Here is a 20,031-nt window from a genome sequence, read left to right as displayed (position 1 = left end):
CTGTTCAAAACAATTGAAGGGATGCCCCGATATACGGCAGCATCCCCTTTCGTTCCTTAAAAGCTCTGTGCTTGAAGCGAGCGCAGCTTCCAAATCGTTGACTCCCGCTCCTGTTCGATATCATCATACGTTAAAATGTCGCCTTTTTTCACTGCACGTTTTACGACCACATTCGGATCTACAAGTCCGATTGGGAAAGCATTGGCGGCTTTGGATTCTTCCTGGCTGTACAGCGTGCCGTATACCGTAAATCCGCCGATGCCGTCAAGGCGGTCACCTGGCTGCAGATCTTTTTTCGCTGTTGCGACAGTTTCTGCCTGCAGGCCATGCCAAGGTGCGATGGTGGCTGACTGGTTTAAATATGCCCGAGCCACTGAAAGCGGCGTTTCTAAGCTCGTTAAGTGGTAAGGACGGAACAGAATATAATTTGGTCCCGGGCCCATTTTTAAGTACTGCATTTCATGGTTTACTTCTTCTTTTTCGGAAGAAATGATGGCAAAGACGCCCGGCGCAACGCCATTTACATAGTCGACAATCTTTTTGCTTTTTAAAATGCCGCCTTCTTCCTGCAGACGGAAAATATCCGGCAGCTCTTTCACCGTGCCTTCCGGGCCATGCATGCCTGGTTTATCCGGTAAAAATCCTGTTGCATTTGCGACCGCGTTCATTTCAACCATTGTTTTCGTTCCATCCTGGAAGGAAGCGAGCATTTTCGGGCTTGAGCCTTTTTCTTTTGCTTCTGCTGCCGCTGAATCCGGATTTGCTTCATAGTTTAATGGGTTGTTTTTTCCTTTTCCAAGAGCAACGATGTCAAAGCCAAGCGCATCGGCAAAGTCATACAGCTCCATAATACAGCCTGGCTCATCACCAGCAGATCCTGTATAAACAACGCTGCTTGCTTCTGCCATTTGATGAAGCAATGGACCGACTGTAATATCAGCTTCTACATTCAGCATAACGATATGCTTTTTGTTCATAATCGTTTTCCAGGCAATTTCAGCACCAAGGTTCGGGATGCCTGTTGCATCTACAATAACATCAATGCCCGGCAGCGCGATCACCATAGACACATCGGTAGTGGCCACCACTTTGTTTTCTCTTAATGCTTTTTCTGCTGTTTCGATTTCTGTTGTGGTAACGATATGCTGCGGCTCCACACCGGCTGTCATGTACGCATTTTGAATAATATCTGTTTTCAAGTCGGCTGTTGCGGCTACACGCATGCCCTTCATGCTTTCAATTTGCGAAATCATGCCGCGTCCCATTTGGCCGCAGCCGATCAAGCCGACTTTAATTTCCTTTCCTTCTTTCTCAAGCTGCATCAGTTTTCGGTTAAGTCCCAACATGTTTAGGCCCCCTCAGGCTTTTGAAATGTAATCGTTGTTGATATCGAGATGACCGGCATATCTTTATCCTCTACACAAAGTGTTCCTGGCAGATCTGCATGATCCGCTCCGTTAAACGTAATTGTGCAGTGGCCAAGCTCTGCAACCGTCTCGTTTACTTTGTCCCCTACAAACGTCACCTTGTACGCCTGATCGCCAAAAGTCAGAATATCGCCCGCTTCAATCACGCCTTCAAGCGGCGCAATGCTGTGCACAACCGCGATGTCGCGCAGGTCTTTCGGTGCGCTTTCATTGAAAATAATCAGCATTTTTTCTTCCGCAAACATCTCCACGTCTGCACCAAGCTCTGTAACAGTTGACTGATAAATCGTTTTCATTTTTACGCCTCCAAGTACACTCAAAGTGACCCCTCCTATTATTCGTATAAGCCAAAGCTAAAGAAGTATGCAATCACGACCGCAAGCGGCCCTGTAATTAAACGTGACATTAAAACAGCCGGCACCCCAACTTCTACTGTTTCCGGTTTTGCTTCCCCAAGTGTTAAGCCTACTGGCACAAAATCTGCGCCTACCTGCGGGTTAATCGCAAACAGGGCCGGAAGAGCGAGGCTTGGCGGGATATTCCCTTTGCCGATTTCCACCCCGACGAGTACACCAACGACCTGGGCAATAACGGCACCCGGCCCGAGCAGCGGCGACAGGATCGGCACGGCACAAATCACCGACAGAACGAGAAGCCCGAAGATATTGCCGGCAAGCGGCGATACAAAGTTGGCAATAACATCACCGATACCTGTGTACAGGATAATCCCGATCAAGGTGCTGACAAGCGCCATAAATGGGATGATGTTTTTCAATACCTGCTCAATCGTTTCCCGTGCTGCCTGGTACAGCACCCCGATCACGCCGCCCATCGAACGGCCCAGCTTTTCGATAATGTTCTGCTTGCGCGGTTCGCCGCTGCTGGTTTTCATCTGCGCGACTTTTTCACGCGCTTCTGCTTTCAGCTGCTGGGCATTTTTCGGATGAGCTGCCGCAGTAACGGACGGTGCTGCTGTTCCATCTGCCGGCTGAATGTCCGGCTCTCTGACACCTGAAACAAAGTTGTCTTCTTTAATAAATTTCATTAATGGGCCGGATGGAGATGTGGGCGTCAGGTTGATCGTCAGCACACCCATCTTCGGATACACACCGCAGCGTGCGGTTCCGCCGCAGTCGATGAGAACGCATGCCATTCCCTCTTTTTCAATCGACGTTTTAAAGCCGTCAACCGCCTGTGCACCGGTTAAATCTGCAATGCGCTGGGCAACCGGGTGAATGCCTCCGCCTGTAACGGATACGACATACTTTTTCTGCTCATCCGGCTGGATGACAAGCGGCCCTCCCCATCCGTTGCTGCCTTTGGTAATTTTGACTGCTTTATATGCTGGATTTACTGCTTGATTTTCAGACATGTGCTTCTCCTCCTCTCTTCGTTAGTCCGTTACGGAAATACCCTGACGTTTCATCATTGTAATAGTAATACGTTCTGTTAAAATCCCGCGGATTAAAATAACAATCATGCCGACAAGGAAAAACCGGATTGCCAGTGGTCCTGTTGAAAGGCCAAGCGTCGTAATTCCCTGGGCAATTCCCATGTACACGAACAGCTCCGCCGCATTCGCATGCGGGAAAAGCCCCGTAATCGGATGGACGAGTGAAACAGCTGAATCATAGAAAGCTGGTTTCTGACGCTCTGGCAGGAACTTCCCGAATGTATAAGCCATCGGGTTTGTTAAAAAGAAGACGGCCAGGAGTGGAAACAGCGTATAGCGTAAAATAATATTTTTCGTTGTTTTACGGGCGAAGCGGTCAATCCGCTCTTCTCCGATAATTTTAATTAAAGCGTTTACAGCAAGAATCAAACAAATGAGTGTTGGAATGATACCGGTAAACATGCCCATAAAGGTTTCTCCGCCTTTTTGGAACATCCCGATAAATCCTTCTGCAAATTTTACCAAAAAGTCCATCTTACATTCCCTCCTCTTTCTTGTATAATGAAAATTAAATGGTCACAGCTGTATTCATTTGCTGTTTGATTTTATCAGTGGCCATTTTGAGCGACTTTTCCCATTGTTCATCATGCAGTACGGAAATATGCTGACCTATAAACCGCTTACATTTTTTGAATTTAGCAAAAACCGTGACACCGCTCATGACCCGGCATTCTTCAACAATCCCTTGTTCATTTGTAACAAGAATCAGCACGGTACCGGAACCAAGTTTCTTTTTCTCAACACCAACACCTAAGTAACCGCTTTCTCTTCTGCTCATATGTTGAATCGTCATTCGATAATGCTTCATCTGACGCATTGTCAAATAAATTTGAAGCAGCCATAAAACGACAAACCCCGCAAGAAGATAACCCCACATTGAAGATCACTCCTTTACATTTGTTCTTATGTGTTACCTTTGTAATGATTGTAGTCCATCCCATGAATTAAAGTCAACAGTAATTCACGGATTTTCTGAAAAAATTTTCAGATAAAAGGAAACAAGCTATTTTTACAACGGTTCAACCCTGTTGCAAAAATAGCTTGTTTCCTTTTTTATTGGTTTCCTTGATACGTTCTTCCGCCATCAAGAAGAAAGATTTGGCCATGAATATAATCCGCTTGAGTTGAGCTAAGATACTGCACCAGTTCAGAAATATCGGCCGGCCTGCCCAGTCTTCCGATCGGAATTTTACTCCTGACCGTTTGTTTTAACTCGTCCGTTGGATAAAGTGAATCTAGCATTTGTGATTCAATGACTCTCGGGGCGATCACATTAATATTGATTTGGTGTTCTCCAAGCTCTTTCACAAGCGATCTCATAAGGCCAAATGCACCGCCTTTTGAGGCGTAATATTGAATGCCTCCTCCTGATCCTGTAATAGCAGAACCAGAGCCGATAATAACGATTTTTCCTTTTTTTCTGCTGATCATATGCGGCACGGCGGCTTTGATGCTGAAAAACAGACCATGTAAATTAACGGCCATTGTTTTTTGCCATAAAGCCCAGTCTATTTTTTCCAGCTTCCCTTTTTTCGTTATGCCTGCCGAAAACACAAGCGTATCGATGCTTCCTATCTTATTGATAACTTGCTCGATCATTTCCGAAACACTGTCCCATGAGCTGACATCTGCTTGAAATCCATGTATTCGATTTTGCTGGGTCATGTCTGTTAGAGCTGACTGGTCAATATCCGCCACAGCTGTACAGCATCCTTTTTCGGCAAAGTCTAAAGCAATCTGACGTCCAATGCCTGCAGCACCTCCAATGATGAGTACATTATCCAACGCTTTTCCCTCCATCAACGAGAATTGATTCGCCGCTTATATAGCCTCCGTAGTCTGAACAAAGCAGCAGTGTCATGGCAACTGTTGAAGAAATGACCTGCTCATTTTCTTTTTCTCCCTTTGCCAACAGAGCAGGTGCTATGCCGCTGACACGTACATTTTGCTCTTTATACTCACGGGCCAGGCCGCGCGTCATTGATTGTAACGTACTGCTTATTGCGGCAAAAGGAGGACCTCCTTCACCTGTCACCGCTGCGGATGATGAAATATTGATCACAATGCCACCGTGTGCTGTTGCCATGTGAGGCATGATTTCCCGGCACGTCAGAAAAGTCACATCCACATGATCCTGGAACAAAGACAGCCATTCTTCTGGATCTGTCTCCAAAAGAGACCGGGCTGGAGGGGCTGGAAAAGAATGAATTAAAATATCAATCTTTTTATCTTTTTCCAAAATACATTCTGCCAATTTTTTCACTTTGTTCGGCTGGCGAACATCTGCTGCAATAACTTTGCTGGAGGGGCTCATCACGGTTTCTTTTTCTTGAAAAACTTGATGCCATACTTTGGCACCTGCTTCAGCCAGTGCTTCACAAAGAGCTTGATTGATTGGACTGATTCCTCCAATCAGCAGTACCGTTTTTTCTTGCAATGTAATATTCATAACACTTCTCCTTATGAAGGGGTAATGAGTACCTTGAGCACTTTTTCATTCGGATCGTGTGCACAGCGGATCGCTTCATACAGCTGTGAAAGCGGAAAACGATGGGTCACCATTTTATCTGCTTGAATGATCCCTTGTTGAATCATTTGAAGCGCACTTTCATAGTTATAAGGGTTGGATGAATAGGAGCCGATTATTTTAATTTCATCATTAAAAAATCGTTCAGCTGGTATCTGTACGAACTCCTTTTTAAACGGAGCAAAAACAAGAATCGTGCCACCTCTTCGTACGCATTCCACCGCTTGAGGAAGCAGGCTGCTGATGCCCGCGGAGATAATTACGTGGTCTGCTCCGTTTCCGTTCGTCAAACGCATCACCGTATCCAGCAGGTCTTCTTCTTTACTGTTGACCGCATGGTCTGCACCAAACTGAAGAGACTGTTCAAGCCGATAGGGATTAATATCATTGACAATGATTTGTCCGGCTAAAAGATGACGGGCAATTTGAACCTGCAGACAGCCAATTTGGCCGGCTCCTAAAATAAGAAGCGAGTCTCCCGGCTTGACTTGAATCGATTCAAATCCGTGCAGGCAGCAGGCAACGGGTTCGACAAGTGCTCCTTCTTCAAAGGTGACGCTGTCTGGCAGTTTTCCCATCGTGTGCTTAACGTGAAGCTCTGGTACACGAATGTATTCGGAGAAGCCTCCTGGATCCAGGTTGGTTTCTTTAAACTGCCTGCACAGGGTATACATTTTCCGCTGGCAGTAATGGCATGTAAAACAAGGTACATGATGGGCCACGAATACCCGGTCTCCTTCTTTAAAGTTCGAAACCCCTTGTCCTGTTTTTACAATCGTACCGGATACTTCATGGCCGAGAATACTTGATTCTGGTACGGATTCGTCAAGCACCTTGTGAATATCCGTGCCGCACAGTCCGCACACTTCCATTTTTAACAGCACTTCTCCAGGCCCTATTTCCGGAATGGCGCGCTGTTCGTATTGAATGGTTTGTTTATCATAGAAAACGGATGCCTTCATGCTCTTTTCACGTCCTTTTGGCTTTTCTGTTCTAAAAGGCTGAGGAGCTCCTTATAGTCATTCATTTCATGCGTAATCCAGTACCTGCCGCCTAAAATACTCGGCTTGCCAAGCCGGATAAACGTCTTTCCTACATACTCATACTTCCGGATAAAGATAACACCGGCTTCTTCCCATGTGTACGTGTGACTTCGGCCAAAGCCGCTGAAGGTAATCGATTGGTCGGTCACTTTTACACTCGATGGATTGTGAAGCCCGATAAAAGAAGACAAGAGAAGCACCGGCATTGTATATAGAATCAGCTCATCTAACGGAAACCTATTTTCTGACAGAAATCCATAAATGGCCCAGACGAAAAGGCCGGCCATAACCAACACAGGCAAAAAGATTGTCATGTTTTTTGATGATTTGCTGTAAGTGTAAATAGACATCGAAAACACCTCCCCATCGCATCATAAGAAGAGGGGAGAGTCTCCCCTCCGCTTTTTTATCCTAAGTACTGAATGATTTTTTCGATATCTGTGTCGATTCCAACACCTGTTAGAAAGGAAATGGTTTGAATAACAGGGGTGCTTCCCGCATCGCTGATTGGCGTAGTCGTGACAATCACGTCGGCACCTGCTGCTTTATATGGAACCTCTGATGCTTTACATTGCTCGACAACGACGTCATACCCTTTGCTTTTCAATGTCTCTTCTACTTTTTTAGCGACAACCGTTGACGTAGCGACTGCTGTTCCGCATGAAACCAATATTTTTTTTGCCATTCTTTATTCCCCCTAATAATTAATTAATGTTTTCAAGCTTTTTATCTGCTCCATTTTCCTGCTGTGCATCAAGGCCCATTTCCTTGGCGTACTGCTTGCGGATATCGTTACGTACCCAGTACCAAAGCAAGGCGTACACAACGGCTGCGCCGATTGCGGCAAAGAAATAAGGATTAGACGGATCAAGCAGGCGAAGGATAATCCACGGAAGAACGTGTGATCCAAGGTCAATCCCCGAAATTAATGTGGCCCCTTCAGGGAAAGCAAAGCCGACTGCACGTCCCATCGTCGTTGCAAGATCTGCCAGGTTTGTTGCCAAAAAGAACACAATCATCAGCGTAAAGATACTGTTAATCAATCCGCGAATAATGTTGCCTCTAGCAGCAGCAACTGCCCAGACAACGGTAAATGGAAGCACGGATAAATCAGCAAATGGAAGCATGTTGTTGTAAGGCAGAATCACCGCCAGCAGGATTGTGATCGGAACCATTAAAAGCGCTACAGCCATATTAGCCGGGTGCCCGATGACGATGGCTGTATCAAGCCCAATGTACACGTTTTTACCGGGGAATTTCCGGTTAATATAATCGCGCGCGCCTTCTGAGATCGGGATAAGCCCTTCCATCAGCAGGGCAACCATCCGCGGCATTAAAATGAGGACAGCCGACATTTGCACGCCCAGCGTCAGAACGCCTTTCGCGTCATATCCGCCAAGAAGGCCAATTAACATCCCCAGCACAAGCCCCATAACAAGCGGTTCGCCGAAAATACCAAAGCGTTTTTTCAAGGTTTCAGGATCGGCATGCAGCTTATTCAGTCCAGGTATTTTGTCAATGACTCGGTTGGATGCATACATGAGTGGTGCAAAGTTAACGGTTTCGGAATGGGCCATCGATACACCCTTCAACCCGAAGTGATGCTCGATTGTCGGAGCCGTCCAGTCCGCCAGCTTCAAGGTAATCGCGGAAACAACCAGGCCGACTATAATAGCGAGCAGCATATTGTCGTACGCATAGTACGCAATAGAAGCAGCGAAAATAAGGTGCCAGAAATTCCAAATATCGACATTTAGTGTTTTCGTCCAGTTTAACGAAAGCATAATTACATTTAATATGAGAATAAGCGGAATCATAAGCGGGGCCACCGGTGTACCGAATGAAATAGCCGCGCCGATCGGCCAGCCGACATCCAGGATGTCCAGGCTGAGCCCTAATGATTTGACCATGGCTTGTGTGGCGGGCCCGAGCGCTTCCATAAGCAGACCAATCACAAGATTAATTCCGACGAAGCCGATACCGATGGTTAAAGCCGCTCGGAACGACTTATTAAATCCCTGTTTTAAAATAAGTCCAAACGCAAGCATAATAATGGGAAGCATAATGGATGGCCCTAAATCTAATACAAAATCCACAACATCTTTAATCATGTTTACACCCCCTGATTAGTATGAGATTGAAGCGCTTTCATCTTACTTTATTTCGATAAGCTGCAATTTATTATTCAGCAGCTCGACAATTTTTTCTTCTGCCTTGGCATTTTTAATGGCTTCCATCGCTTGTTCATCCTGAAAAACATTCATCAGCCGCTGCAGCATGGCCAGCTGCTTTTTCGGATCAGATATTGCCAGCATCAGTACAATATCGACACTAATTTGTGTGTCCGGGCTGCCCATCATATTGAATACAACCGGGTTTTGCAGAACACTAACCGCGATAGCCGGCTTCAACACATGCTCTGAGTCCGTGTGCGGAATTGCCACACCCATTTTTGAAAGCGGCAATCCGGTCGGGTAGATTTCCTCCCTCTTCAACACGGCTTCTAAAAAAGACTTTTTTACATACTGGTGTGTATGCAGTTTTTCAAACAAGTGCTTAATAACAGCTGAGCTTGAGCGGTGACTTGCTTGAAGTTCAATCAGCTGTTTCGTTAAGGTAATGTGACTGTCCATTTTGCTCACCCTTTTCTATATACATTTTAATTCTCCCGGCAGCGTCCGCTTTGCTTTTTGCTTTCGCTATTCGCTGAACTTCTTCGTGCTCAAGCGCCAGCTGTGAAAGCTGAAACAATGCTCGAATATGCTTTTCTTTGTCTTTTGCCGCAATTACGACTACTAGATGAATATGAAAATGGTCTGAAAATGGCACACCATCCTCGATGCACAGCAGGCCCATCGCTGTTTCGTGCACGCCTTTTTCCGGGCTCGCATGAGGGATAGCGACATGTTTTCCCAAAACCATATAAGGGTTTTCGTAGTTGTGTTCTTTGATCACCGCTTCTGTGTATGCCGGCTCGATTTTCCCGGCTTGAACGAGCGGAGCTGCGGCCAGGCGGATGGCCTCTTTCCAATCGGACACAGACGGGACAATGGTCAGCGTGCTTTCGTTGATAAAATGGGTCAAGTCAAGCCGCTCCTGTTTTTTCAGCGTTTGAATCCCTGCCCCTGCCTGCTTCGCCTCGAGCAGTGTCTGTAATTCTTTTTTTAGCTTTTTTTCGTCTTTGATCTGGCCATGCTTGTGAATAATTGAAAAAATTTCTTCCACATTCAGGGCGGATGGCACATATCCATATAACTCCTGCATCACCCGTTTCCTAAGCTGCATTTTCTCTTCTTCCGTCGGCAGCTGCTTTACAATAAACAGGGGTTTATCCGTCAGCAGTACATGCGGGGCAAAAACCAATTCGTACTCGCGCGTATACTGCTGAAATTCTCTGATCGATAGAGAATCCCAAAATAAAAACTCCGGAAAAATGGTTTGAAGTGTTTGTCTCATCAGCTTTGAAACTGACAATCCGTTTGGACAAACCACGACCGCCCGTACTTTGCTGTCGATCCGATCCCCCTGCCGTTCGAGCCATCCCCCTATAAACATCGTTAAGTAGACGGTCTCACTTTCTGGAATAGGCTCTCCAATCAGTTCTTCTAACGGTGCGATAGACTGCTTAATTAAAAAATGAAGTTCTCCAAATTCTGCATCAATTTTTTCGGCGTACTGGTTAGAAGTGGTCAGATGATACTTAATCCGGTAATAAGCCGGCTTCATATGAATAAAAATAAGCCGGGTTAAGTTTTCTTTTTCCTTTAGCTCAATGCAGGCATTTTTTTCAAACAAGTGCAAGGTGGTTTCTACTGCTTTTACGAGTTCAGGAAGATCTGTATCTGTCAGGACCTCATAGGAAGAAACATTGGATGCCAAGAGGTTTAAGGCGATAAACAGCCGCTCTTCCCTTGGAATGGTTTCATCCCCTTGCAAAAGCAGCTCGACCGCCTGATATTCTTTCGTATCTGACAGTTCCTCGTAATGGATACAAAATGCCGCATCAATTCGTTCAAATTGCTCAATTCTCTCTAGTGTAATCGCAAGGATGTAAGGAAGCTGCTTCATTTTTTCATCGGTAAATGTTAAATTCAGCTGCTGTTCTACTTGCTCAAGCCATTGCTGAATATCCACTTTTCTTTGTTTATGAATTTCTTTGACACTTTCAAGAGCCCATTCTCCATGCTCTTTTTCAAGTATTCTTTGCACAAGATGAATCAGAAATTTTCTTTTTTGAATTTCACTTCCGATCATTTCGTACCCGCTCTGCCGGGAGTAATCTACTTCAAGACCATGCGGCTTCAGCAGCGTTTGAGCCATTTTCAAATCATTTAAAATGGTATTCTTGCTTACACATAGGGCACTCGTAAAATGGATAAGCGACAATTCCTCCCTTTTGCTTAAAATCATAAGTAAGATGAGCTCTGCCCGTTCATTCTCAGAAAAAATGTACGGCTGCCCGGCGGCCTCTGCTTGATGATCCATTTTGAAGTAGGAGCGGACTTCTGCTTGAATGATAAAAAATCCATTTTTTGCCCTTTCAATGACGGGCAAATTATTTGAAGTCAGCCAGCTGTTAATTTTGTTAATACTGTAACCGACCTGGCGCCGGCTCAGCCCGTACTTTTCCTCTAAATCCTTGTTTTTAACATGAGGATTGAAAACGAGGTCTTTTAACAATAAGCTGCTTCTTTCGTCCAGATACATCAATATGACCTCCTTGCTTAATTACATGCTATCACGATTTTTTCTGAAAATGTATGCGTTTTCATCACAGTTTTTATCCATCGCTTTGTACACAATTGTGCTGAAACGAAACAAATGAAAAAACTGCCAGAAACCTCCGGCAGCTTAAACAGCAATGATTTAGTTTAAAAGAGCTAATGCGGTTTGTTCATCGGTAATGAGCGTTTGTACGTAGCCGCCTTTCAGGGCCGCTTCGATGCTTTCCGCTTTGTAGGTTCCCTCGACAATGCCGATCACGTACGGAATGTTCTTTAAGTCTCTCAGCCGGAGACCGATAATCCGCTTGTTTAATTCATGTTCAATCGGGACACCATCCTGATCGAAAAAGCGGGAACCGATGTCTCCGATGGCGCCTGCTTTTTTCAAGCTTTGGATATCTGTTTCATGGATATAGCCGATGTCTTTCATCGTAGATCCCTTGTGCGGGTTCCCGATTCCAACAATCGCTACTTCTACATTTTTTCCTTCTTCGAGCACCTGGGCAATATCCTGCATTTGTACGAGCCGCTCGGTTAATTCGACTGATTCTACAATGGCCGGTGCGTACAAGTATGAGCAGGTGCCGTTCATTTTTTTCGCCAGCTCGTACGCCAGCTGGTTGGCATGAATCTCTACACTTTTTGTTCCCATGCCGCCGACAAGCGGCACAATATTCATATTCTCCCGCCGTTCAAATGGATATTCCTTTACAAATTCAGACAGTGTCGTCCCCCAGGAAATGCCGAGCCGCTCCACATCTGTTTTTAAATGACGTGACACGTAATGAGCAGCAGCCTGCCCGACCGCTCGGCGCACCATATCTGGTGTAAAGCCAACCGATGGAACCACGACGGTATCTTGAAGGCCGAACTTTTCTTCCAATCCTTTCTCCAGCTCTACCGTATGCACGCTTTCGTCTTTTATGTACACTTCTACAATGCCGGCGTCTTTTGCCCGCTGCAGCATTTTAGAAATCACTGGACGGGATACCCCGATTTTTTTGGCAATCTGCTGCTGTGTCCAGCCTTCCGTATAATATAAATTCGCCACTTTCACAAGTTGACGGCGCTCTTCCCAGCTTAACATTGAAATCCCTCTTTTTGTTTATGTCATAGATAATATTTTGACAGGACGTAATACGTCTCTTTCTATTTTATTATAACAATTACACGCAAAAATGAGAGCGTTTTCTTTAAGAAAAGGAAGAAAAAGACACACCTTGTTTCAGATGTGTTCTTTTGTAAGCGCCTCAATCAATTGTTCAGAAGCGTCAAGGCTAAGCCTTCATCAATGACTAATATATTGACGATTCCACTTGCGAGAAGACCCTTCATGCTTCTTTGTTTGTTCGTTCCATCTGCCACCGCCATGACGGATGGAATTTGTTTAAGCTGCTCAAGCGGAATGCCGACCACTCTGTTGTTAAAAGGGTGATCAATGGCGGAGCCGTGGTCATTAAAAAAACGGAATCCAACATCACCCGCTGCTCCTGCTTCTTTAAGAGATTCCGCTTCTTCTTTACGAAGGTAGCCTACTTTCTCAAGCGTCGAATTTTCGTGCGGATTGCCTACGCCGATAATCGCCATTTCCACGCCGGCTCCTTCACGAAGCACACTTTTAATGTCAGCCATCTTCATAAAGTGATCTTTCATTTCTTCTGAATCCACAATCGCCGGCGCATATAAATACGAACAGGAGGCGCCGCTTTTTTTCGCCAGCTCATAAGCCAGGTGATTCGCGTGAATATCGATCGATGCCCTTCCCATCCCGCCTTCAAGCGGGACAATGTGCAAATCCGGACGCTTATCAAACGGAAAATGCTTTACGAGCTCCGCCACGGTGGTTCCCCAGGAAATACCGAGACGATTCACATTCCTGGTTTTTTTAGCGGCATAGTACGCACCAGCTGCTGCAACAGCACTTTTCATAGAATGGCCCTGCGCCCGGCTTTGAGGCACGACGACTGCTTCGTCAAGGCCGTATACCGCTTCAAGCCGCTGTTCCAAGGCAACTGTGTGAACCGTTTCATCCTTAATAAACACTTCGACAATTCCCGAATCCTTTGCCCTCTGAAGCAGCCGGGAGACAATGGGACGGGACATGCCGATTTGCTTGGAAATTTGCGCCTGTGTCCATTCATCGTGGTAGTAAAGCGAAGCGGTTTTCACCATCAGCTTTTGTTCGTCCCCTCCCATGTTTATGCCTCCTTTTTTGGTTATGCCTGCTTCTTCAGCTTATTGACCGCGTGAACCGCTGCTTCAAAAAATGTTTCCGAGATCGTTGGGTGCGGATGAATCATTTTGGCTGCTTCATCCAGTGTGCCTTCTAAATACATAAAGGCAGAGGCCTCAGAGATCATTTCCGTTACGTGCGGGCCGGCCATCACCACACCAATGATTTCACCGTACTTCGCTTCGTAAATGATCTTCGTAAATCCCTCCGGCTCGCCGGCTGCCAACGCTTTGCCGCTTCCGGCAAAATCAAATTTCTCAACCCGCACGTCTATCCCCTGCGCTTTTGCTTCATCTTCTGTTAAGCCAACCCCTGCAATTTCCGGCAATGTATAAATACAGCGCGGCATCACTTTGTAGTCGATTATATCCGGGACACCGGCTGCATTGTTTGCCGCAACGACTCCTTCTGCACTTGCCGCGTGGGCCAGCTGCCAGCCGCCGATTACATCACCGACCGCGTAAACGTTAGGACTGCTCGTTTCCATTCGCTCGTTTACAGCGATAAATGGCCCATTCATGTTCAAGTTCAGCTCACCGGCTGCAGATACATTTGGCCGTCTTCCTGTGCTGACAAGCAGTGTATCAGCTTCCACCTCAAACTCTTTTTCTTTCGCATCCATACAGGTGACGATTTTGATCCCGTTTTCTTCCCGCACCGACTGCACTTTCGCTTTTGTTTGAATCGCGACGCCTTTTTTCTTCAGCGCTTTTGCTAACAGCTTGGCAGCTTCCGCGTCTTCTGTCGGTACAATTCGATCCGCTGCTTCCACAATCGTGACCTTTGACTTGAGAGAAGCGAAGATGCAGGCAAATTCTACACCGATCACCCCTCCGCCGATAATGACAACGGACTTTGGAATCTCTGGAATATCAAAAATCGTGTCACTCGTATCAAAGTGGACTGAGTCAAGGCCAGGAATCGGCGGTACAGCCGGTGTTGAACCGGTGGCGACGATCACTTTCGCCGCCTGGATCGTTTCTTCACCAGATTCCGTTTTGACCGCTACACGCCCGCCTTCTTTAACAGAGCCGAAGCCGTTATAGACATCAATTTTTCCCTGTTTCAGCAAAAACGCAATGCCGCCGCGCAGCCGTTCAATCACGTCATTTTTCCGCTTTTTCATTTTATCGAACGAAAGCGTCATTTCCCCGGTTTCAATACCCCAGTTCCTTGCTTTTTCGATGGATTCTATGATTTCTGCATGCTTGAGCAGCGTTTTAGACGGAATGCAGCCGCGGTTTAAACACGTGCCGCCTAAAAAATCTGGTTCTACTAATGCTGTCCTTTTGCCAAGCTCCGCCGCGTGAAGCGCGGCGACATAGCCCCCCGGCCCGCCTCCTACAACGACGATATCGTATGATGTCATAAGTTACACTCCTTATACAAGCAGCTCATATGGATTTTCTAAAATGTCTTTAAGCTCCGTTAAAAAGGCGGCTGCCGGTGCTCCATCAATCACACGGTGGTCAAATGACAAGCTGAGTGTCATCATTGGCCGGATTTCAAGCGCTCCGTTTACCGCGACTGGCTTGTCCTGCATCCGTCCTACGCCTAAGATGGCGCTTTCCGGCTGATTAATGACCGGCGTAAACATATCAACGGCATACATACCAACATTGCTGATCGTAAACGTGGACCCTTTCATTTGATCAGGGAGCAGCTTATTTTCACGCGCCCGCTGGCTGATTTCTTTTGCATCCTGTGTCAGCTCCGCCAGCCCCTTAGCGAGCACATCTTTAATGACCGGCACCATTAAGCCGTCCGCCACCGCTACGGCAAGGCCGAGGTGAACATGGCCGTGCTGGACGATTTCATCGCCTTCAAGCGATACGTTGATTTCTGGATGCCGTGCCAGAGCTGCGGCTGTTGCTTTCATTAGAATTTCCGTGTATGACAAGCGGAAGCCCGTCTGCTTTTCCACAACCGGCAGAAGCGATGCACGCAGTTCTTTTACTTTTGTCATATCAATCTCGCTCGTCATCGTGACGTGAGGTGCTGTCTGCTTGCTTTGTACCATACGTTCAGCAATCACTTTACGCATACCTGACATTTTTTTGCGCGTCGATGTATCCGCAGCAGGCGCTGTTGTGCGTTTGGCGGAAATCACATCTTGTTTCACGACTTTGCCATTGGCGCCGCTTCCCTGTACAGTGGATAGATCGACACCTTCTCCTGCCGCAACCTTGCGGGCAAGCGGTGTTGCTTTTGCCTCGACTGGACTGCTTTCTGCGTGAGCGGTTACATCTTTTTTATGCACGCGCCCATTCGGGCCGCTTCCTTGTACGTCACGAAGCTCGATTCCTTCTGTCCGGGCAAGGTGCCGGGCAGCCGGTGTAGCCCGCGGCTTTTCGTCCGTGATCACTGTTTCTGCACTTCCCGCTGTAACAAGCTGCGGCTCTGGGTTTTCTGTTGGAGCGGCTTCTTCTGTTTCAGCACCCGATACACCTGGTGCTTCTTGTGGCACGTCTTCCCCTTCGGTTCCAATATAGCCGATTACATGATTCACCGGCACCTGGTCGTCTTCTCCAAAGTATTTCTTTAATAAAACGCCTTCCTCATACGACTCTACTTCAATATTGATTTTGTCCGTCATAATTTCAAAAAGCGGCTCGCCAATCTCGACGCTGTCCCCCTCTTCCTTAAACCATTGAAGGAGGGTTCCTGTTTCCATCGTGCTGCTCAGCTTTGGCATAAAAATTTCTTTAGCCATCGTTCTCCCTCCTTCTTACTTGTTTTTCACCGTTTCTTTTACCGCTGCAATAATATCCGGTACCTGAGGAATCGCCGCTTTTTCAAGTGTCGGATTGTACGGAATCGGCACTGCCAGTCCGCCCAGGCGCTTGATCGGCGCGTCTAAGTAGTCAAATGCTTCACTTTCCGCAATCATGCTGGCGATTTCTCCGCCGATGCCGCCGCGCTTCACCGCTTCATGTACCACAATGAGACGTCCCGTTTTCTTGACAGACTCAATAATGGTTTCTTCATCAAGCGGCACGATCGTACGCGGATCGATAACTTCAACGCTAATGCCTTCTTTTTCAAGCTCCGCTGCTGCTTCGAGCGCTTTATGAACCATAATGGCTGTTGCGACAATCGTTACGTCTGTTCCTTCCCGCTTTACATCAGCTTTTCCAAGCGGAATAGAGTATTGTTCTTCCGGCACATGACCAGATGTTCTGTATAGTAACTTATGTTCATAGAAAACAACCGGGTTGTCATCATCCATCGCTGCCTTTAAAAGTCCTTTTACGTCGTAAGCCGTAGAAGGCTGAACCACTTTCAATCCTGGAATATGGGCCATCCACGCTTCTAGGCTTTGCGAATGCTGGGCAGCCGCGCCTGTTCCAGATCCAGCCGGTGTACGAAGCACCATTGGCACTTTTCCTTTACCGCCAAACATATAACGTGTTTTGGCGGCCTGGTTGACCATCTGATCCATGGCAATTGTAATAAAGTCCGAGAATTGCAGTTCTAAAATCGGACGCATCCCTGTCAAAGCTGCCCCGACCGCTGCACCAGAAATCGCTGCTTCTGAAATCGGTGTATTGCGCACGCGCTCCGGACCGAACTCTTCAATCATGCCGCGCGTTACACCGAACGCGCCGCCGTATACTCCTATGTCTTCTCCAAGAATAAATACATCGCTGTTTTGACGCATTTCCTGGCTCATGGCTTCCCGAACGGCTTCTAGATACGTAATTTCTCTTCCTGTTGCTGGCGTAACTGTTGTCATGGTCTCCATCCCTCCTGTTTTTACGCGTATACGTCTTCTTCTAAAGTATCAATGGACGGTTCTGGACTCGCTTCCGCAAATCGCACCGCTTCTTCAATCTCCTGATTTGCTTCTTTCTGCAAGGCTTTCGCTTCGTCTTCTGTTAAAACACCCGAGGCAATCAGTGCTTCCTTAAACCGCTTAATGCCGTCTTTCGCTCTCCACTCGTTTTCTTCCTCACGCGTACGGTACTTTTTCGCGTCGCTTTTTGAGTGGCCTTTCCAGCGGTATGTTTTCATTTCAATCAACGTCGGCCCGCCGCCTTCACGCGCACGGCGCACAGCGTTGTCTACACTGTTCATAATGTCGATCATGTCACAGCCGTCTACAATTTCTCCCGGAATTCCATATGCTTTCGCGCGGTCTGCAATATGTTCAACGCGGGTCATGTCTTTGACCGGGCCCGACATGCCGTACTGGTTATTTTCGCAAATAAACACAACCGGCAAATCCCAAATAGCCGCAAGGTTGACCGATTCATGGAAACTTCCTTCATTGGATGCCCCGTCTCCAAAGAAGCAAAGCACTACATAGTCTTCATTTCTCATTTTGGATGTCAGGGCTGCTCCAACTGCAAGCGGAATGCCGCCGCCTACGATCCCGTTTGCACCCAGGTTGCCTTTTTCTACGTCTGCAATGTGCATCGAGCCGCCTTTCCCTTTACAGTAACCGGTTTCACGACCGAACAGCTCAGCCATCATTTTATTAACATCGCCTTCTTTGGAAATACAGTGTCCGTGACCCCGGTGTGTAGAGACAATTTTGTCCCGAGGCTCGAGTACAGCGATCGAGCCAGCTGCTGATGCTTCCTGTCCGACACAAAGGTGCGTCGTTCCATGAATAAGCCCCTTCGCAAAAAACTGGTCTACTTTCTCGTCAAAATAACGGATCAGCCACATTTCTTTGTATAAGTCTCTTAGTTTTTCATCTGTGATCGAAGTGGGCAGGTTTAATTTGGTTACCATGATTGTTCCTCCCTTTACTTTTGTTCGTATGTGTTACATTTGTAAATAGCATATAACCTTCTCTTCTTTTCGTCAAGAGGTTAAGCGAAAATAAAGCGATTACTTTTCTGAAAATTAAAAGCGGTTACATAATGTTTCAATTGTTCGATTGACTTTCGTTTGCTAGTATATAAAGGGAAAATAAAACGTGAAGGGGATTTTTATGAGCCAAAAAATTATTTTTTTTGATATAGACGGCACATTGTACGATCATGACAAAAAGCTGCCGGCTTCTACCCGGCAGGCTATCCGTGAGCTTCAAGAGCACGGCCATGAAGTAGCGATTGCCACAGGGCGTGCGCCATTTATGTTCGAAGGTCTGCGCAAGGAGCTGGGCATTGAAACATTCGTCAGCTACAACGGTCAGTATGTTGTTTTCAAAGGAGAACCGCTCTATAAAAATCCGCTTAATAAAGAAGCTCTGCTCCGCTTAACAGATGTAGCCATTGAACGAAAGCATCCTGTTGTGTTTATGGATCATGAAGATATGAAAGCCAATACGCCTGAACACGAGCATGTTACAACGGGTATTAACTCACTGAAAATCAATTACTTCCCTGAGCATGACCCGACCTACCATGAAGGGCGCGACCTGTATCAGTCTCTGTTGTTCTGCCAGGACCCGGAAGACAAAGAATATGAAAAAGCGTTTCCTGAGTTTGATTTTGTCCGCTGGCATCCTGTCTCTGTTGATATCGTGCCGGCTGGCGGATCAAAAGCAAAAGGAATTCAAAAAGTCATTGATAAACTTGGCATTTTACCAGAAGATATTTATGCATTTGGAGACGGCTTAAATGACGTAGAAATGCTGAAGATGGTGGTAAACAGTGTAGCAATGGGCGATGGACACCCAGAAGCGATTAATGCCGCCAAGCACGTGACGACTAATGTTGATGCAGACGGGATTTTAAAGGGTTTAAAAATGGTTGGACTGCTTGATTAACATAAAAAAACCACTCTCTTCATGAAGAGAGTGGTTTTTTTATGTTATTTATCGGCCGGCACGGAGCTTCTCGACACGTAAGCAATCCAATACACCATGGCAACAAAAACGAAACCACCGACGGCATTTCCCAAGTATACCGGTACAAAGTTTCGCAGAAAGTCCATCCAGGTTAACTCTCCGGCAAAAATTGCTGCCGGAATCACAAACATGTTGGCGACAATATGCTGGAATCCAATCGCGACAAAGCCCATAATCGGAAACCAGATGGCCAGAATTTTCCCGCCAATATCGTCTGCGCCGTACGCGAGCCAGACAGCCAGCCCTACAAGCCAGTTGCAGCCGATGCCGGAAATGAAAGCCGGCCAAAAAGCTGTATCTACTTTTGCGTGGGCGGTTAAAACGGTTTTCTCCAAGTATGGACCGGTTTCTGTCAGTCCAACTACGTGGCCAAAAAAATATGCGACAAACAGGGCACCGATAAAGTTGCTGATCGTAATCCAAAACCAATTATGCAGCAATCTTGAAATGGTCACTCTTTTAGCCAGAAATGCCATTGGAATGGCCATCATATTGCCGGTCAGCAGTTCTGCCCCGCCAATGAGAATTAAAATAAGGCCAAGCGGAAAAACGGCTGCGCCTAAAAAAGAAGCAAACGATCCCCATTCATGCGGAACATCAGCTGATACCCGGATCGCTAACAAGTATCCAATTGAAATAAAGGCGCCTCCTAAAAATCCTAATACAAGCATTTGAGGAAGCGGGAGCTCAGTTTTTGTTTTACCTGCTTCTATGGCCACCTGGGCAATTTTCTTAGGGGGATAATAAGCCATCTGAAGCCCTCCTGGTCTGTAATAGAAAAGCAGTGCGTTCAACCGGTATTCTTAAACGCACTGCTTTTT

The 20,031-nt window shown here is 46.5% G+C and carries 21 protein-coding genes; 1 reads left to right on the top strand and 20 read right to left on the bottom strand.

Translation table 11 applies throughout. From position 1 onward, the window contains the following. Nucleotides 1-56: 56 nt before the first annotated feature. The 19 genes from RG959_RS04655 to pdhA all read right to left on the bottom strand — a co-directional run bounded on the left by RG959_RS04655 (nt 57) and on the right by pdhA (nt 18,147). Nucleotides 57-1,346, bottom strand: coding sequence for an NAD(P)H-dependent oxidoreductase (locus tag RG959_RS04655; protein WP_251271464.1), 1,290 nt, complete (start codon nt 1,344-1,346; stop codon nt 57-59). 2 nt (nt 1,347-1,348) lie between these two features. Further along, nucleotides 1,349-1,747, bottom strand: a complete 399-nt coding sequence (locus RG959_RS04650; RefSeq protein ID WP_342796151.1) for a PTS glucitol/sorbitol transporter subunit IIA — start codon at nt 1,745-1,747, stop codon at nt 1,349-1,351. A 14-nt stretch (nt 1,748-1,761) separates the two neighbouring features. Continuing rightward, entirely contained in the window at nt 1,762-2,799 is a 1,038-nt protein-coding gene (gene srlE, locus RG959_RS04645; protein ID WP_342796150.1) for a PTS glucitol/sorbitol transporter subunit IIB, read from the bottom strand. A gap of 21 nt (nt 2,800-2,820) precedes the next feature. After that, nucleotides 2,821-3,354: a PTS glucitol/sorbitol transporter subunit IIC gene (gene srlA, locus RG959_RS04640; protein WP_342796149.1), complete on the bottom strand. Its 534-nt coding sequence runs from the start codon at nt 3,352-3,354 to the stop codon at nt 2,821-2,823. A 34-nt stretch (nt 3,355-3,388) separates the two neighbouring features. Then, nucleotides 3,389-3,757, bottom strand: a complete 369-nt coding sequence (locus tag RG959_RS04635; protein ID WP_342796148.1) for a transcriptional regulator GutM — start codon at nt 3,755-3,757, stop codon at nt 3,389-3,391. 176 nt (nt 3,758-3,933) lie between these two features. Then, complete coding sequence (locus tag RG959_RS04630; protein WP_342796147.1) at nt 3,934-4,665, bottom strand: SDR family NAD(P)-dependent oxidoreductase; 732 nt, start codon at nt 4,663-4,665, stop codon at nt 3,934-3,936. Continuing rightward, nucleotides 4,658-5,329, bottom strand: coding sequence for an SDR family NAD(P)-dependent oxidoreductase (locus tag RG959_RS04625; RefSeq protein WP_342796146.1), 672 nt, complete (start codon nt 5,327-5,329; stop codon nt 4,658-4,660). The genes RG959_RS04630 and RG959_RS04625 overlap by 8 nt, the downstream gene beginning before the upstream one ends. An 11-nt stretch (nt 5,330-5,340) precedes the next feature. Continuing rightward, complete coding sequence (locus RG959_RS04620) at nt 5,341-6,369, bottom strand: zinc-dependent dehydrogenase (protein WP_342796145.1); 1,029 nt, start codon at nt 6,367-6,369, stop codon at nt 5,341-5,343. Next, nucleotides 6,366-6,800: a hypothetical protein gene (locus tag RG959_RS04615; protein ID WP_342796144.1), complete on the bottom strand. Its 435-nt coding sequence runs from the start codon at nt 6,798-6,800 to the stop codon at nt 6,366-6,368. Before RG959_RS04615 ends, RG959_RS04620 begins: the two co-directional genes overlap by 4 nt. Before the next feature lie 56 nt (nt 6,801-6,856). Next, the gene (locus tag RG959_RS04610) at nt 6,857-7,135 is read right to left on the bottom strand and encodes a PTS sugar transporter subunit IIB (protein ID WP_251271448.1); all 279 of its coding nucleotides are present in this window, start codon (nt 7,133-7,135) and stop codon (nt 6,857-6,859) included. 19 nt (nt 7,136-7,154) lie between these two features. After that, entirely contained in the window at nt 7,155-8,561 is a 1,407-nt protein-coding gene (locus RG959_RS04605) for a PTS galactitol transporter subunit IIC (RefSeq protein ID WP_342796143.1), read from the bottom strand. Between the two features lie 42 nt (nt 8,562-8,603). After that, nucleotides 8,604-9,083 carry a PTS sugar transporter subunit IIA gene (locus RG959_RS04600; protein WP_342796142.1) on the bottom strand — a complete coding sequence of 160 codons (480 nt, stop codon included), beginning with the start codon at nt 9,081-9,083 and terminating at the stop codon, nt 8,604-8,606. Continuing rightward, a complete protein-coding gene (locus tag RG959_RS04595; protein WP_342796141.1) occupies nt 9,046-11,157 on the bottom strand; it encodes a BglG family transcription antiterminator in 2,112 nt (703 codons plus the stop codon). Before RG959_RS04595 ends, RG959_RS04600 begins: the two co-directional genes overlap by 38 nt. A 159-nt stretch (nt 11,158-11,316) precedes the next feature. Continuing rightward, nucleotides 11,317-12,261, bottom strand: coding sequence for a sugar-binding transcriptional regulator (locus RG959_RS04590; protein ID WP_251271440.1), 945 nt, complete (start codon nt 12,259-12,261; stop codon nt 11,317-11,319). Nucleotides 12,262-12,428: 167 nt separating this feature from the next. Further along, nucleotides 12,429-13,370, bottom strand: coding sequence for a sugar-binding transcriptional regulator (locus RG959_RS04585; protein WP_342796140.1), 942 nt, complete (start codon nt 13,368-13,370; stop codon nt 12,429-12,431). A gap of 20 nt (nt 13,371-13,390) precedes the next feature. Further along, the gene (gene lpdA, locus RG959_RS04580; protein WP_342796139.1) at nt 13,391-14,776 is read right to left on the bottom strand and encodes a dihydrolipoyl dehydrogenase; all 1,386 of its coding nucleotides are present in this window, start codon (nt 14,774-14,776) and stop codon (nt 13,391-13,393) included. A 12-nt stretch (nt 14,777-14,788) separates the two neighbouring features. Then, the gene (locus tag RG959_RS04575) at nt 14,789-16,120 is read right to left on the bottom strand and encodes a dihydrolipoamide acetyltransferase family protein (protein ID WP_342796138.1); all 1,332 of its coding nucleotides are present in this window, start codon (nt 16,118-16,120) and stop codon (nt 14,789-14,791) included. A gap of 15 nt (nt 16,121-16,135) precedes the next feature. Continuing rightward, nucleotides 16,136-17,143: an alpha-ketoacid dehydrogenase subunit beta gene (locus RG959_RS04570; RefSeq protein WP_342796137.1), complete on the bottom strand. Its 1,008-nt coding sequence runs from the start codon at nt 17,141-17,143 to the stop codon at nt 16,136-16,138. A 20-nt stretch (nt 17,144-17,163) separates the two neighbouring features. Beyond that, nucleotides 17,164-18,147, bottom strand: a complete 984-nt coding sequence (pdhA, locus tag RG959_RS04565; protein WP_342796136.1) for a pyruvate dehydrogenase (acetyl-transferring) E1 component subunit alpha — start codon at nt 18,145-18,147, stop codon at nt 17,164-17,166. 202 nt (nt 18,148-18,349) lie between these two features. On the opposite strand from pdhA, the gene RG959_RS04560 reads away from it, so the two are divergent. Further along, nucleotides 18,350-19,129 (top strand): Cof-type HAD-IIB family hydrolase, encoded by a 780-nt coding sequence (locus RG959_RS04560; RefSeq protein WP_342796135.1) that lies wholly within the window; start codon nt 18,350-18,352, stop codon nt 19,127-19,129. 44 nt (nt 19,130-19,173) lie between these two features. On the opposite strand, the gene RG959_RS04555 is transcribed toward RG959_RS04560, so the two are convergent. Next, a complete protein-coding gene (locus tag RG959_RS04555; RefSeq protein WP_342796134.1) occupies nt 19,174-19,962 on the bottom strand; it encodes a formate/nitrite transporter family protein in 789 nt (262 codons plus the stop codon). Nucleotides 19,963-20,031: the final 69 nt, after the last annotated feature.

It is taken from the genome of Domibacillus sp. 8LH (genome assembly GCF_038806185.1).
GTDB classification, from domain to species: domain Bacteria; phylum Bacillota; class Bacilli; order Bacillales; family Domibacillaceae; genus Domibacillus; species Domibacillus indicus_A.
This window is presented reverse-complemented; position numbering and strand designations above follow the sequence as displayed.

Bases quoted from the DNA above. Each gene is read 5' to 3' on its own strand.
- RG959_RS04655 (WP_251271464.1), bottom strand. From the start codon at position 1,346: ATGTTGGGACTTAACCGAAAACTGATGCAGCTTGAGAAAGAAGGAAAG.
- srlE (WP_342796150.1), bottom strand. From the start codon at position 2,799: ATGTCTGAAAATCAAGCAGTAAATCCAGCATATAAAGCAGTCAAAATT.
- srlA (WP_342796149.1), bottom strand. From the start codon at position 3,354: ATGGACTTTTTGGTAAAATTTGCAGAAGGATTTATCGGGATGTTCCAA.
- RG959_RS04635 (WP_342796148.1), bottom strand. From the start codon at position 3,757: ATGTGGGGTTATCTTCTTGCGGGGTTTGTCGTTTTATGGCTGCTTCAA.
- RG959_RS04625 (WP_342796146.1), bottom strand. From the start codon at position 5,329: ATGAATATTACATTGCAAGAAAAAACGGTACTGCTGATTGGAGGAATC.
- RG959_RS04620 (WP_342796145.1), bottom strand. From the start codon at position 6,369: ATGAAGGCATCCGTTTTCTATGATAAACAAACCATTCAATACGAACAG.
- RG959_RS04615 (WP_342796144.1), bottom strand. From the start codon at position 6,800: ATGTCTATTTACACTTACAGCAAATCATCAAAAAACATGACAATCTTT.
- RG959_RS04610 (WP_251271448.1), bottom strand. From the start codon at position 7,135: ATGGCAAAAAAAATATTGGTTTCATGCGGAACAGCAGTCGCTACGTCA.
- RG959_RS04605 (WP_342796143.1), bottom strand. From the start codon at position 8,561: ATGATTAAAGATGTTGTGGATTTTGTATTAGATTTAGGGCCATCCATT.
- RG959_RS04600 (WP_342796142.1), bottom strand. From the start codon at position 9,083: ATGGACAGTCACATTACCTTAACGAAACAGCTGATTGAACTTCAAGCA.
- RG959_RS04595 (WP_342796141.1), bottom strand. From the start codon at position 11,157: ATGTATCTGGACGAAAGAAGCAGCTTATTGTTAAAAGACCTCGTTTTC.
- RG959_RS04590 (WP_251271440.1), bottom strand. From the start codon at position 12,261: ATGTTAAGCTGGGAAGAGCGCCGTCAACTTGTGAAAGTGGCGAATTTA.
- RG959_RS04585 (WP_342796140.1), bottom strand. From the start codon at position 13,370: ATGGGAGGGGACGAACAAAAGCTGATGGTGAAAACCGCTTCGCTTTAC.
- lpdA (WP_342796139.1), bottom strand. From the start codon at position 14,776: ATGACATCATACGATATCGTCGTTGTAGGAGGCGGGCCGGGGGGCTAT.
- RG959_RS04575 (WP_342796138.1), bottom strand. From the start codon at position 16,120: ATGGCTAAAGAAATTTTTATGCCAAAGCTGAGCAGCACGATGGAAACA.
- RG959_RS04570 (WP_342796137.1), bottom strand. From the start codon at position 17,143: ATGACAACAGTTACGCCAGCAACAGGAAGAGAAATTACGTATCTAGAA.
- pdhA (WP_342796136.1), bottom strand. From the start codon at position 18,147: ATGGTAACCAAATTAAACCTGCCCACTTCGATCACAGATGAAAAACTA.
- RG959_RS04560 (WP_342796135.1), top strand. From the start codon at position 18,350: ATGAGCCAAAAAATTATTTTTTTTGATATAGACGGCACATTGTACGAT.
- RG959_RS04555 (WP_342796134.1), bottom strand. From the start codon at position 19,962: ATGGCTTATTATCCCCCTAAGAAAATTGCCCAGGTGGCCATAGAAGCA.